The organism is Yersinia sp. IP36721 (assembly GCF_003634395.1).
GTDB lineage: Bacteria > Pseudomonadota > Gammaproteobacteria > Enterobacterales > Enterobacteriaceae > Yersinia > Yersinia entomophaga.
In genome coordinates, this window is record NZ_QCZL01000007.1 from 158,589 (window position 1) to 172,804 (window position 14,216).

Here is a 14,216-nt window from a genome sequence, read left to right on the forward strand (position 1 = left end):
ATATAAACTTAATTTATCAAGCATCATCTTAAAGAGAGAATGCCCACGTCCATGAACTTTCATACTTGCAAAAGACATTATGCTCAGTTAACTATTAACAACGTAATTAAGCGTAGCACAGATTCTTACGCCTTCAATTTATAGAGGTAATGTCCAACTGAGATTTATTGTCCCACTACGAAAGTTCGCATTGGCATTCTGCCGCCACGGGTAGCGAGTCCCGGTATAGTTATCATAATGAATTGACCAGGAACCGGGGCTATAACCCGACGTATAGCCAATACTGTAGGTATAATCATAATCCCACGGCTGTTGCTGCTTATGGTCAGGGTAGTAAAATGCAGATAAACGTAAGAAATAGTGCTGCAGTAGGGTATAACCGCAACTTCCTAGCAAACTACTTTTATTTTCTTCAATGCTTGATGAAGCGTCAGAGAAATAACGTGGTACATAACTGTAGCCAACCTGACAAACTAGCGCATCACCTTTGTTAATCAATAATGCGGATTCTACCGGCTTAGGTAAGGTAAATTTATAACCCAACGTCCATGAACCTTGTTCAAATCGAGTGCTCTGGGTTCCTGCTGCCGGGAAAAAACTATTATTATCGTTGTAATTGCCATAGACCAGACTGAAAGTTCCTGGGTGCCAATCATCATAACCGAAACTATAAACGTAATCGGTACTGTATTTACTGGCATTTTGCAATGGGACGCGAATTGTCATATTGGCAAAAAAGTAACTTATGGGGGAATACTGCATACTAAAAAGCCCCCGTTGATTTACCTTGTATACCTCTTCTGAAGAATATCTCCCTGTAGGAACATTAATCAGACTTTTTTCCAATGGCGAGCTATAGGTTAATGCCGTCGAAAATGTGTCATCATTACCAGAAAAAAGACGAGACCAAGGGCTGGTAAATAATTTAACAGCGGATGTGTTAGTTGTTTCACTCGCAATCACGGCTGGACTGAAAAGTAGCCAACCAAGTAATAGCATGAGTGGTTTGTAATATTTCACTTAAAATTACCCTCACCCCAAATATCCTTGCTGTACCCGCGAATAGTCCTGTCGCTGGAAAACTCGCCCATACCACTTATAGTATTCAATGCTCTTCTGTGCCAACTGTAAGTATCACTATAGTCGGTCAATACTTGATATTGGGCATGGCAATAACTGTTAAAATCAGCCAAATGGAAATAGTGGTCACCGTGACTCACCAGCATATGGAATATCGGCGAAAACAGGTTTTTATTGGGATGAAAAATACCTGAAATCAGTAAATCAACAGTTTCTTTAATTTCTGGGTGGGATAAATACTCGTCATACGACGATCGCCCTCTAGTTCTTTGCTCAGCAATTTCCTCTGCGGACAAGCCAAAAACATAGAAATTTTCATGTCCAACAGCATCTCTGATTTCAATGTTAGCGCCATCTAACGTTCCGATAGTTAAAGCACCATTCATAGCCAGTTTCATATTACTGGTGCCCGAGGCTTCGGTACCCGCAGTTGATATCTGCTCTGATAAGTCGGCGGCTGGAATAATACTTTCAGCTAGTGAGACTTTATAGTCCTCTAAAAAAACTACTTTAAGTTGTTCATTGACTCTAGGATCACTGTTCACTTTCAGCGCAACTTGATTAATCAACTGGATGATCAATTTAGCCATTGCATAGCCAGGAGCCGCTTTGCCCGAAAAGATATGAACTTTCGGCGAAATAACCTCTTTTCCGTTCAGAATTTTTTGATAAAGGTTTATCACATAGAGGATGTTGAGTAATTGCCGTTTATATTCATGAATTCGTTTAATCTGGCAGTCGAACATAGCTTCTGGATTGATGATAATCCCTTGCTGACGCGTAATTATTTGACTTAACTTTAATTTATTAAATTTCTTTATTTCAGCCAGTTCAGCAATAATGTCACGTTGGTTCGCTAACAATTTAAGTTTACTCAGGAGTGTTAGATCGGTAACCCATTCATTGCCTAAGTGACAATCCAGAAACGCCGATAACCGGGGATTAGCCTGCTGAATCCAGCGACGAGGTGTAACACCATTCGTTTGATTGGTGAACTTTTCAGGCATTAAATAATAAAAATCAGGTACAAGATTAGATTTAATTAATTCAGAATGAAGTTTAGCTACCCCATTCACTTTGTGACTACCGATAATAGCAAGATAGGCCATGCGCACTTTTTTTTCAGGCGTCTCTTCGATCAAAGACATTGATACTAATAAATCCGACCGTTCAGGGCGCCATCTCTGTATTTCCAGTAGGAAACGGCGATTAATTTCATAGATAATTTGTAAATGCCGAGGCAGTAACAGCTCGAATAAATTGACTGACCACTTCTCTAACGCCTCTGGCATTAAGGTATGATTGGTGTAGGCGCAAACCCGTTGTGTCAAATCCCAGGCCATATCCCAATCAACAGTATGTTCATCTACCAATATTCTCATTAGCTCAACAATAGCCAGCGCCGGATGGGTATCATTAAGTTGAATGGCAACAAACTCTGGTAACTGTTTAATATCATTGGAAAGTAAGAAGAAATCATGCATCACATCGCGTAATGTACAAGCCACCAGAAAATACTCTTGTGTCAAACGTAATTCCTTCCCTGCCAACACTTCATCGGAGGGATAAAGCACTTTAGAGATATTTTCAGATGCGATTTTTTGATTAACAGCTTTCAGATAATCACCATGATTAAAAATATGAATATCAAATGAATCTGAAGCGCAAGCACTGTATAACCGCAACGCGTTTACGGTATGATTAATGTACCCAGAGACTAGGTAGTCGTGAGGTACTCCAATAATTATTTTCCAATCCATCCACATTGGATTGTAATTTCCCTGCTGGTCTTCTACTTCAACTATGCGGCCATAAAGCGGAATTATCATGGCCTGACTTTGATGTTCTATTAGCCAAGGTGAGTGTGTCGAGTGCCAATCATCAGGCTTCTCTACTTGTTGTCCATCCTGAATTTGTTGGTGAAACAAGCCATATTCGTATTTGATACCGTGACCAGAACCAGCAATATCCAAGGTTGCCATTGAGTCAATAAAACATGCGGCCAGACGTCCTAATCCTCCATTACCTAATGCTGCATCTTCTTCACTTTTTACAATAACTTCAAAATCTACCCCAAGAGATTCTAACGCTGCGTTGGCTATTTCCATCAACCCTTGATTTATTAGGTTATTTCGCAAAGATTGACCAATTAAAAACTCCATAGAAATATAGTAAATACGTTTTTTTCTTGCCTGATGATGTCGTTCTCGAGTGTTAAAATAATCATCAGTTTGGTTGCGTCGCACAACTAATGCTAACGCACTAAAAATTTCACTGGATGATGCCGTTGACAGTGCCACCCCGAGAGAATATTTCAGTTCATAAAGAATGCAATTACGTAGTTTAGTAATTTGATTCTTATCTAGAGTAGATGGAGTATTTTTCACTGCTGACCTCTTAATAAGATTGAGTCGAAAAAATACAAATCAGTTAGGAATGAATCTTCTGCCAACATCATATTTTGCAAATAGCCATAACAACATTAAAGCGCAGAGATGAACCAGCGTATTTAGCAACCATGCTCGGTGCCATAGGCCAAAATCCACTACCTGACTAACCAATAAAACCACATACACATGGATAATAAAAACATACAAAGAATGTTGGCCTAGTGTTATGAGGAACCAACCGCACATCTTGTTTATTGGTTTCCAAAAGTAACTCAACACCAGATAACACGTTGTTAGTAGAGTGAAATCATTGATAATGCGCAGTGGACCCAGCGCATTCTTTTCAGCAAAGTTCTGATAGAACCAATTGAAGTTTTTCGCACTTATAGTATGGAGCATTGTGTCATAGGGCATAAATGGGTTGGTATGATTCTGCGCAATAAACATCATTACCAGCGTAAATAATATCATAACGGACAAAATCCAAAATCCGGCCTGAGTACGGGCTAAAGAGAGCAACTCTTCTTTGTACCAGCCAATCGTCATCCCTAAGACATAAATAAATTGCCAAGCCAAAAATGGAAAAGCAAACTCAAACTCCGCCGATGTAAGTCGTATCCCGGTAATGTGGTAGGTGATATATAAAGCCAGAGATAACAATAGCAATACACCTACCCAGCCGCGCTGCAATAAATAGATAAAGATAGGGCTTACCAGCAACAGATAGAAATACAGCCCCAAAATTTGACTCTGATGGGGCCCGATCTGTAAGTAGAGCACCATATTAAACCAGGATTCTTTTAGCTGGTCGTAAAGCGGATATAGCGTATAACTTACTTCTGAAAAGCGATCAGTGAAATGGGTTACTTCGAAAGTTTTTATGAAATTGAGTTTAGTTAAGAGAAAAACACTAAGTATAATCACAACATTAACTACATATATTTTTGCTGCTCGTCGATATAATGAATAGCTTATAGTGAGCAGAACGTCTTTCTTTAAGCGCTGGCGATTGATCACACCCAACATAAATCCCGAGAGAATAACAAACCCTTCGGCGCCGGTTGTTAGGCCAAAACGCTCCCAGGTAAAGATATTCAATATCGACATCACTTCAATGTGGGCTGCAACCATCATTACCAGAGCAATGCCCCGCAGCAGATCAACCCTGAGATCACGCTTATCTGATGATATATAGCGAAACGATTTTACCCAAGCAGGTATTGTCCTACATTTATCTTCAAGTACAGAAAATGCATGAATCATCCAATCACCCGCAAAAATTACCTGTCAATAAAAAGGGGTCGCATTCATTTATCAGCCTAACCCACTTCCCTTTCAAAACATTAGCTCCTTTCAACTGTAGAACAATGCGAGCAATCCGACAATTTTGCTTAAAATTAACAATTTTATATAAATAATTTTCATGAATTGCCGCGTATGTCATAAGAATGCAAAACATTACCGTCTGCTCGTTCAGACAGGTATACGAGGTGATGAACGATAGTAGCACCACGTCTCTGCGCGTTGCTCCTGAAACAAAATAGCAGTATCCGCTAATCCCATATGACCTGATAGGCACATTGATGAACTTAGTGCTTTTCTGGCAACATTCTAACCAACGTATTACTCCGCATTAATAGAGTGATAAAATATTGCTGCCGCCGCGTGTAAACCAATAATGAAGTAGCCCGTATTGGCAATAAGTTCATGAATTTCTTTTAAGTTATTCTGCATAATACTATTTTCTCCTCCGCGATCGGTATCGCGGAGGAGAAAATTAACATTCGACATGGCCATAATGCAGAGACAAAACACCAAGTCATGGCAAGCTGTTAAACAAAAGATACAAAATACCATGAACGGTTTTTAAAGCTGCAATTTGCAGTGTGGTGCGGTTGGAGTGATATCAGGATCTTTATTTGTCAATTTTAGTATTGTGCGAATTAGCATTAAAATCAGGACACTGACACCTAGTGTATAATGAATGCTCTTCATGGATTCACGAGGATTACTGCCCTTATGGCAAATCCTTTTAATTTCATTACTGCATAAGTGAGTACAAGCAAAATAAAAATGACCCAATGGAATAAAATTTGGCCAGGTGCAAACTTTCTGTTCATGGCTCGCCCTCTGAATGTTGATACTTTAATTTATCCCTATTAAATTAAGTAAACATTAGAGGATTTAAAATCCCCCTTTTAATCGTCAGATATTCCTTATAAAGCGCTGCACAGTTCTGTTCTCAGCCAATAAAAGAACCAAATAACATACCAACACCCGATGACACACCCATTGCAAGCGCACTCCAGAAGGTAATACGGATAACGCCTGAACGTATTGGTGCTCCACCCGCTTTCGCCGCAATCCCCCCCAAAATAGCCAAAGAAACCAATGCGGATAGCGCAATAGCTGGAATGGCCCAGCTAGCCGAAGAGATTACCGCTACCAGTAATGGCAATATCGCCCCCGCAGAGAAACTCGCTGCAGAAGCCCACGCTGCCTGTAAGGGTCGGGCAGTAGTGATTTCTGATATCCCCAATTCATCACGCGCATGTGCACCTAACGCATCATGATTCATCAATTTTTCAGCCACTTGTCTGGCTAGTGCCACATTAAGGCCCCGATGAATATAAATCGAAGTCAGCTCCCGAAATTCACCTTGAAAATCAGCATCAAGCTCTGCTTGCTCTTCAGCCAAGGCGGCCTTTTCAGTATCTGATTGAGAAGACACTGAGACATACTCTCCCGTTGCCATCGACATAGCGCCAGCAACCAGACCTGCAATACCAGTCAAAAGAATACTTTGATGTGTTGCATTGGCAGACGCAACCCCCAATAACAAACTTGCAGTAGAGACGATCCCATCGTTAGCACCGAGAACTGCAGCCCGGAGCCAGCCTATCTTTTCTATACTATGCCGTTCTCTGTGCATTGCGGCGATCCCTTTACCAAAGTGAAATTTCAGAGTTTATCAACTCGCTTTAGTATGCCCTGATGGCGACCTTAATTTTAGACTGTGATCCACACTACTGGGGCAAAGAGTACACAAGAAGGCATTACGCCGTCCGCCCCCTCGCCGGTAACAACGGCAAAGGGAACCCCCGGAAAGAGGCGGAACGATATTTGTAAGATTTTACTCTCAGCGTTCTTTTAGAACGCTCACCCGGATTCAAGCAATGAGGCAAAAGTTCCCATTGTTATTCCTGCGTATTAATTTGGCCATTCCTCTCACCTTTTCAATTAATTTCCACCACAATTAGAGAGCGTGGGTTAAGTTAAAATAGTGATGGAGTGACGCCACCTGATTGGATAATGAATGGTGGCGTTTAGTCTATTTTAATAAATAATTATCATAAAGAATTCTGATAGTGGAATCCCAGCTTGCTTTTGACAATAGCAGAGGGTTGAGAAATGACACTAGATTTAAGTGTCTTTTTACCTTTTTCTTTCAGATAGCGCGCTAATTCTCTTACCGCCGCCGTTCCTGCCCCTCGAACGCTACCCTCTTCATGCGGTTTTAATACATATTGTGGATGAGTTATAGAAACACTAATGTAGCTATCCTCGCCATTCTCATCATTTCTTGATGCTAATACACTGATTATTTTTCCCTTTAGTTTAACCACTACAAATTGATAATCGGCAGAGTTGTCATGCAAAAGATCAGCTAACATATGGCTGGTAATTTTGGCGGCATAAATGGTTCTATCTCTATCAGTTAAAGGTGATCTTGTTTCATCTGATTCATATTTCATCTGATTATAGAATTTAAACCAATCGTTAATAACCTCGGCCACTTCTTCGGTTAAATTCGTCTCGACATGCTGATCTCCTCCGGGAATCACGGTAATTTCAAAATATAGACCTTCAGGCTGAACCCACTGATTATTGTCTCTAATTAATGGTGTCGGGAGTTCTTGAGGGTGAATATAACTCTCTAAAGGTAAAATATAATCGCCTAGTGGTAGGCTTTGTGCGGCTAGAGGTGAGACTGTAGTCTCTCGACTTTCATTATTTATATTTTCACTGTTGATACCTTCACTGTGCATAAAATAACGTGCGTAATTTAATTGTGCATAATCGAAAGCCCCCTGCAGCATTGCTATTAATGGTTCGATTCCCAGAGTAGAAATTGCCCGTTGAACACCTTCAACTAACCGATTTTCCGTCTCCTGGTCAGATCCGGCATAGCCCGTAGTCCCATATTCATTAATTTGCTGTATAACATGGACCAAATTTGCGGTGGTCCAATCAATAATATTTTCACCAAAAAGCAATGTAAAATCTGCCAGCAGATTCGATAATGTGGAGCCACAGCGAATGCCTGTCTGCCTTGGATAACGGGCAGATAGAATCTCTTCAATGGAAGTTTTACAGGCTTTTGCCACCGCTGGCAGAGTAAGTGCCTGATGATGTAACTGCATATTAAGACTGGCTAATTGCAACATTGATTGACGGGGATTATCTGCTGGTAAGTTGGGGGGCTGCTCTGGCGCAAGTAATGGCGTGACTGAATCGGTCAAAACCCATGTTTTCCCTTCCCCATCTGAGTGAGAAAACTCGTTGATTCCCACCAGTCTATCGAGCTGGTTGCAGCGCCCTTGAACCACATAATTATAAATTGCCAGCAGAGGGTTACCTAAACAGCCAATAATACCTAAAGCGCCTCGTTTATCACGGTGGGGAGGCTTGTTGATGGCGATGATCGCTCTATTCAGTATTAACGGGTTGATGCTCTGAAGAGCAGGATCTTGGCCATCTTCCGGTATGCCATTGCTGATGTATAAGTTTGCTAAGTCATCAGGTGATAATTGGGTATTGATCCAAAATGGGATATTGAGTTGTTTCGTTCCTTTAGCTTCAAGATATTGAAATTGTAAACCATGATCATTAAATTTTAAAAGAAAGGATAGGTTATCTGTATCATCGCTTAACCTCATGTTAATAGGACTCTTACTTCCTTCACCATAAAAAAACAAATCTCTACCCACGATTATAATTTTTGGTTGGTTAACACTCTGTATACCAAAACTGCTTTTTTCATTAACTTCGAGATTTAATAATAAAATTTTATTGACATCTTCTGTTTTTGGATAATACTCTTTTATTATTTTTTTTAATTCTATTTTACTTTCTTCTATAATAACGCAGTTTTTCGTGCAAATAGCCTGCGCTTCAAATACCTTCATCGCGCTAATTTGACCTGCCATACCGATTTTTTCTAGTCGCGCTAAATCAATAGATTCCGTAACATTATAGTAAGGGGCATTAAACTTATCATTTTTATAAATTTCGGCTTGCATTCCTTTAGGTATTTTTATTGAAGATATCTTATCATTCAGATGTTTATTATCAGTATTGTAAAGATCTATCATTTCAGATGTATTTAGGCAGAAATGTTCACCTTGGAAATTATCATTAGTATAAAAACAAATGGGTGTTGACGTTTTTTTTTGAGGTTGTGTTGATGCTTCTATATCCGCCTCATATATAATATCTTGAGGTTTCACATTGCTAGAATATATTGATGTTATAATGAAAAATAATAATAACTTATTATTCATGCTGGCTCCATTATTTTATATTGATGAAATAGTGGTTATCCTTGCAGCTATGTAGTTAAAACAAATTACAAGGATGAATTTTAATAAAACTTGAAGGTCATGATAACAAACCAATAGTGAATCTGTTGGTGAGTAGATCGTTTTTTTATTAATTCATGATCCTATTCTTGATAGGGCCATTTAAGTGATGTTTTAGACTATATCCATTCCCGTGCCTTCCCGTTAATTATTTTATATGATTCTGGTAGTGTATTTCGGTGATATAAAACTTATTGGTTAATCAATTATTGATGAAAGAAATTTTTGGTTATGTATCGCCTGATTTTATTACTATAATAATTTAGCGATATCTAGGATGACCACCTAGATATTATCCAAGAGAAAACTGACGCTAAGTTGGCCATTCCCCTTTCAATACGATATGAGGCGCTGAATATATCCTTGCGTGACATGGTGGCTCGCTGCAGGGATTACGCAATAAACCAGTACTTGGTGCATTACTTCCGAGCGACATCCATGGCAGGACGTGGTGCTCAGGTCACTGGTAATACTTTGACGACAATTTTAGCAAAGCAAGGGATAAAGCCAATATCAGTTGGGGATCAGGAACACCTGCAACATTTCACAAGCCGCGCTCTCTTTTTGAACGGCTGTACAGCGCGCAAGGGATTAATACCCAGTTGCTGTGGGCCACAAATCACAGAAACAGACCGATCGTTACCATGATGACAGAGGCAAAGACGGGATCACTATTGCAGTCTGATGAACGTTGTTTTATGGGGATTTTGATAATGTTTTGATAAAACTTGCAACCTTTACAATAAACAACGGGAGCATCAAGCTCCCGTTCATATTTAGCTGACTGTCAATATCACATGTGTTTAATGATAGCGTTGCCAAACTCTGAGCATTTCAGCAGCTTAGCGCCTTCCATCAAACGTTCGAAGTCATAAGTCACTGTCTTGGCCTGAATCGCGCCTTCAGTGCCTTTAATGATTAAATCAGCGGCTTCAGTCCAGCCCATATGACGCAGCAGTAGACATACCAAAAGTCGGTAACCACATGATTCATAGATGGTTATCGGCTTTTTTTATTCGCTCAACACAATTAAAAGTGGCGCTTATAACCGATTGATTATTAAGTGAAGAAAGATAGTTTTGCAGAAGGACTTTTCAACCGCGATAGAACTCCCCACTGTATATGCAAACAGTCACAGGGCGAAGTGGAAACATGATAGTTGAACTGGTTTACCATAAGCGAAATGTGGAAGAGATACCGGGTGCTAATGGTCTGATCCTGGCTGAACTAACCAAGCGAATACATCGTGTATTCCCTAAGGCAGAAGTTAAGGTTAAGCCAATGCAGGCGAACGGTATCAATACCAATGCCAACAAAGGTGATAAAGCCATCCTTAACCGCCTGCTTGAAGAAATGTTTGATGAAGCCGATCAGTGGCTGGTTTCAGAACTTTGAATTTTTAGTCCGGGCAATTCAGCCCGGATTCGTTATATACATTCTGCCTATTCTGATCCCTCGATTTCACCCACCGGCTGATGTGATCTCCTCCCTGAAAACAGCGCCAGTCTAAATAGCTGTTCCAAATAGTAGATCACTCGAAAGGAATTCAGTCCGATTTAAGCGATCTGATCAATCGCTGAATATCCCAAACCACCAACCGGACTGAGTTATACCGATCATAGCATCGATACCCCGCGACGAAAGACGCCTGATACAGAAAACTATTCATCAAACACGCGACAAAGATCATGCCCGCAGACTGACCGCTATGTTGATGCTTCATCGTGGTGACAAAGTCAGCGACGTTGCAAAAACGCTTTGCTGCGTGCGTTCATCATTGGGGCGCTGGATTAACTGGTTCACGGTTTATGGTATTTGAGGTCTGAAATAATTGCCCTCAGGGCGCGGACGACGCTGGCCGTTTGAGCATATTTGCGCATTGTTGCGTCAGTTGATTAAACACTCGCCGGGAGATTTTGGTTATCAGCGATTTCGCTGGAGTACTGAACTGTTAGCACTAAAAATCAATGAGATAACAGGCTGTCATCTACATGCTTCAACGGTACGCCGCTGGCTTCCCTCTGCCGGGCTGGTCTGGCGGAGAGCGGCACCCACGCTGCGTATTCGCGACCCGCATAAAGAAGAGAAAATGGCCGCCATCGCAGAAGCGCTTGCAGGATGTACGCCGAAAATCCCGTATTTTACGAGGATGAGGTGAATATCCATCTCAACCAAAAATCGGTGCCGACTGGCAACGGCGGGCCAGCAAAAACGCGTTGTCACGCCGGGGCAAAATGAAAAATATTATCTGACCGGTGCGTGGCACGGGAAAAGTCAGCTACATCGGTTGTTGCAGTAAAAAATCGGGTTTATTTATCAGCCTGTTAAAGCATCTTAAAAGTACCTATAGGCGGGCAAAAACTATCACACTGATCGTAGATAACTACATTATCCATAAAAGCCGTGAAACGCTGAGATGGTTGAAGAAGCCAAAATTTATTGTTATTTATCAAACAGTCTACTCGCCGCGGGTCAACCACATAGAGCGATTATGGCAAGCATTACATGACACGATAACCAGAAATCACAGTTGTCGTTCGATGTGGCAATTACTGAACAAAGTGCGCCACTTTATGAAAATGGTAAGCCCATTCCCTGGTGGGAAACATGGTCAGGCAAAAGTGTAGCGGTATTAGGAACAGTTATTCAGGCATGCAAAATGCCGCTTTCACATATGAAAATTTCAATTATTTTTGGAGGGCTTACAATTAAGCTAATGTAACTATATAATGTAATTGAATTTATCTAAAAATAAGTCAAGGATCAGACGATATGGATGCATATGAGGAGTTTGAAGAACGCCACCCGTGGGCTACTGGATATGGTGATAGCGCGCAAAGAGAATCTAACCGGCTAAATAACATCATTGCAAATAAGCAGAATGAGCTTCTTCAGACAATGAACAACGTTGCCAATAAGTATATAAAATGGAGTTTAGCCAAAGATAAATTTATCTCCGAGGTAATAGCATATTCCTCTGATATTATAGCGAAGACTAATACTGGTGAGTTTTCATTACCTGAAGCTGTTTCTGCATTGGATAATGAAATTGCGTCATTAAAAGAACAAGATAGAATATTAACAAGCAACAGAATAAAACAAGCTATAATTTTAAAGAGAGAGGTTATAGAAGAATTCAATAAGAACAAAATAAAAGAAAATAAGAAAATAGTAATCGCTGCTATAGGTTTTGTATCTGGCGGTTTACAAACTGTGGCTGGCCTTGGACTAATTGAAACTGGTCCAGCTGGCGGGTTGATGCTAGCTCATGGTTTTAATAACACTATTGAGAATGGTTATTATCTTCTTTATCGTGAGGATTATGTCGGCCCGGTGAGATTTATGTATCGTGGCCTAGCAAAACAACTCCTCAATATAGATGAATCTGGTGCAGACGTACTTTACTCCACTGTAGATATATCAGTTTCATTAAATAGCCTATTCGGATATAGACTTGAACCAGACCTACAGAGATTATTTAGATATATAGATGCAGACCTTATCACTGGTTTAACTAAGAAAGGGATAAGACTAATGACTGCTGGCGATATTTTTTTAGAGATAGTGGGCGATTACAATACTGCATACGGCCAATATCTATCATACAAGGGTTAAATAAATGGATTTTTTATATATTACCTTATCAACAGCAGTATTGTTTATTTTATATCCAATAATTAAAAAACTTGCCAATTCCAACGATAATTACAGTCAATTTGCAGCTATTGCTGTGGCGTCAATATCGCCATTATTCCACTTTTACGTTTCGAATTTCGATGTTATTCCTATTTTTAAAATAGATATAAGTAACAACGAATTCCTTCAGTACACATCTCTAGTTTTTGGTTATTTAAGTGCTGCACCATATATTATTGCAAGAAGAAAAATCGGCGTTTAATTAGTTACTGGGAAAGTTATCCACTACAAATCATAAATTTCCCAGTCCGCTATTTAGTAAACTCGTTCATCCCAAATACTATAGCCACTTGTCCCTGCAATATGATGGTTCCAGGTTATGCTTTTATAACGTAAAGAAATTGTTTCCTGAGGTTCTGAACCTGTATGAGTCACACTATGTGGATGAAATACAGCTAGATCTGAGATGGTTGCATCAGTAATAGAAATACTGTAGTACAGTTCTTGAGCCCCCGATTGGCTAGTACGATAACAATCAAAAGTCGCAGTTAATAATTCATTATCTGAGATGGCAACCGCAAGTAACGGTGACGATTTATCAATAGGTTTTTTTATTGTGATAGGATGGTGGCTTGCATTTTGTTCCCTTGTCATTGAATGCGAAAGACTGTATATGAATATTTTATCTAGATGGCTTTCCTGTCCCTTATTACCTATCGAATCGACGCTTGAACAACCAGCAGAAATCAGCCCTTGTTTATTACCACTCAAGGTTAAATAAATTGAGTTAGCCATGTATATCCCTAATTTTATAGTTAATATCCTGTCTGAATATTAACTTTTTATATGGCAGGGTTACAAGTATTAAAGCTCTCACCGTATCTCCATGTAAATCCAGATATGCTTCCCGTTTATTTGTAGCGAATGTTGTAAGAGAGAATTAACTGGACTCTGTCGGTACTTGTGAAAGCACACCCATTTTAGTTTCGCACACTTTTTGAGACTTCCAGTTTTTCAGCCATCAACAGGTATTCTTCCGGTGTCTGGTTATTCAGGGATTCATGAGGCAGCTCGTTGTTGTATTCATTCAGCCAGCGCACTGTGATCTCCCGTGCCTCATTCAGTGTTTTGAACAGATAAAAATCCAGTGTCTGTCCGGTACGTCCGGTTAAACCTTTCGATAAACGCATTCTGCGTCGGCTTAATAAATTCCAGCATCACGCCATGGTCTTCAGCACACTGCGCCAGCATCAGTGATATCAGATCCGGGCCGTTATCCATCCGCATTTTCAGTGGATATCCGCGATTTGCCACGATCCTGTTCACCACACGTACGACCCTTAGTACCGGGATATTAAGGTCAATTTCTATGACCAGAGCCTCGCGGGTAAATTCTGGGCAAATGGCGGTGAGTTGGGTGTGAACAGTGATCAATCAGAAAAATCATCATCCCTGCTCCGCTGCAGGA

General features: G+C 40.3%; 9 protein-coding genes and 4 pseudogenes. 5 read left to right on the plus strand and 8 right to left on the minus strand.

The genetic code is table 11. The features are described 5' to 3' along the window. Positions 1-138 precede the first annotated feature (138 nt). From DBA33_RS08710 to DBA33_RS08735, 5 genes are all read right to left on the minus strand, one after another. Positions 139-999 (minus strand): hypothetical protein, encoded by an 861-nt coding sequence (locus tag DBA33_RS08710; RefSeq protein WP_120806265.1) that lies wholly within the window; start codon positions 997-999, stop codon positions 139-141. 17 nt (positions 1,000-1,016) lie between these two features. Beyond that, on the minus strand, positions 1,017-3,467 hold the full coding sequence (locus tag DBA33_RS08715) for a glycogen/starch/alpha-glucan phosphorylase (RefSeq protein ID WP_120806245.1): 2,451 nt from the start codon (positions 3,465-3,467) through the stop codon (positions 1,017-1,019). A 39-nt stretch (positions 3,468-3,506) separates the two neighbouring features. Then, on the minus strand, positions 3,507-4,733 hold the full coding sequence (gene opgC, locus DBA33_RS08720) for an OpgC domain-containing protein (protein ID WP_064513195.1): 1,227 nt from the start codon (positions 4,731-4,733) through the stop codon (positions 3,507-3,509). A gap of 979 nt (positions 4,734-5,712) precedes the next feature. Then, a complete protein-coding gene (locus tag DBA33_RS08730; protein ID WP_064513193.1) occupies positions 5,713-6,402 on the minus strand; it encodes a VIT family protein in 690 nt (229 codons plus the stop codon). Positions 6,403-6,820: 418 nt separating this feature from the next. Further along, positions 6,821-9,034: a hypothetical protein gene (locus tag DBA33_RS08735; RefSeq protein WP_120806247.1), complete on the minus strand. Its 2,214-nt coding sequence runs from the start codon at positions 9,032-9,034 to the stop codon at positions 6,821-6,823. Positions 9,035-9,373: 339 nt separating this feature from the next. Here DBA33_RS08735 and DBA33_RS20900 point away from each other — a divergent pair. After that, a pseudogene (locus DBA33_RS20900) lies at positions 9,374-9,797 on the plus strand (tyrosine-type recombinase/integrase); the annotation flags it as partial. Between the two features lie 108 nt (positions 9,798-9,905). On the opposite strand, the pseudogene DBA33_RS08745 reads toward DBA33_RS20900, so the two are convergent. Further along, positions 9,906-10,073, minus strand: a pseudogene (locus DBA33_RS08745) (NADP-dependent isocitrate dehydrogenase); the annotation flags it as partial. A 191-nt stretch (positions 10,074-10,264) separates the two neighbouring features. Here DBA33_RS08745 and DBA33_RS08750 point away from each other — a divergent pair. The 4 genes and pseudogenes from DBA33_RS08750 to DBA33_RS08765 all read left to right on the plus strand — a co-directional run bounded on the left by DBA33_RS08750 (position 10,265) and on the right by DBA33_RS08765 (position 13,010). Then, complete coding sequence (locus DBA33_RS08750) at positions 10,265-10,507, plus strand: DinI-like family protein (RefSeq protein ID WP_049596384.1); 243 nt, start codon at positions 10,265-10,267, stop codon at positions 10,505-10,507. Between the two features lie 214 nt (positions 10,508-10,721). Next, positions 10,722-11,739, plus strand: a pseudogene (locus DBA33_RS08755) (IS630 family transposase). Positions 11,740-11,884: 145 nt separating this feature from the next. Beyond that, the gene (locus tag DBA33_RS08760; protein ID WP_120806250.1) at positions 11,885-12,727 is read left to right on the plus strand and encodes a DUF4225 domain-containing protein; all 843 of its coding nucleotides are present in this window, start codon (positions 11,885-11,887) and stop codon (positions 12,725-12,727) included. A gap of 4 nt (positions 12,728-12,731) precedes the next feature. Next, positions 12,732-13,010, plus strand: coding sequence for a hypothetical protein (locus tag DBA33_RS08765; protein WP_064513189.1), 279 nt, complete (start codon positions 12,732-12,734; stop codon positions 13,008-13,010). Positions 13,011-13,063: 53 nt separating this feature from the next. Here the strand turns inward: DBA33_RS08765 and DBA33_RS08770 are convergent, their stop codons facing one another. Continuing rightward, positions 13,064-13,543: an Hcp family type VI secretion system effector gene (locus DBA33_RS08770; protein ID WP_120806251.1), complete on the minus strand. Its 480-nt coding sequence runs from the start codon at positions 13,541-13,543 to the stop codon at positions 13,064-13,066. A 185-nt stretch (positions 13,544-13,728) separates the two neighbouring features. Beyond that, positions 13,729-14,143, minus strand: a pseudogene (locus tag DBA33_RS08775) (integrase core domain-containing protein); the annotation flags it as partial. Between the last annotated feature and the right edge of the window lie 73 nt (positions 14,144-14,216).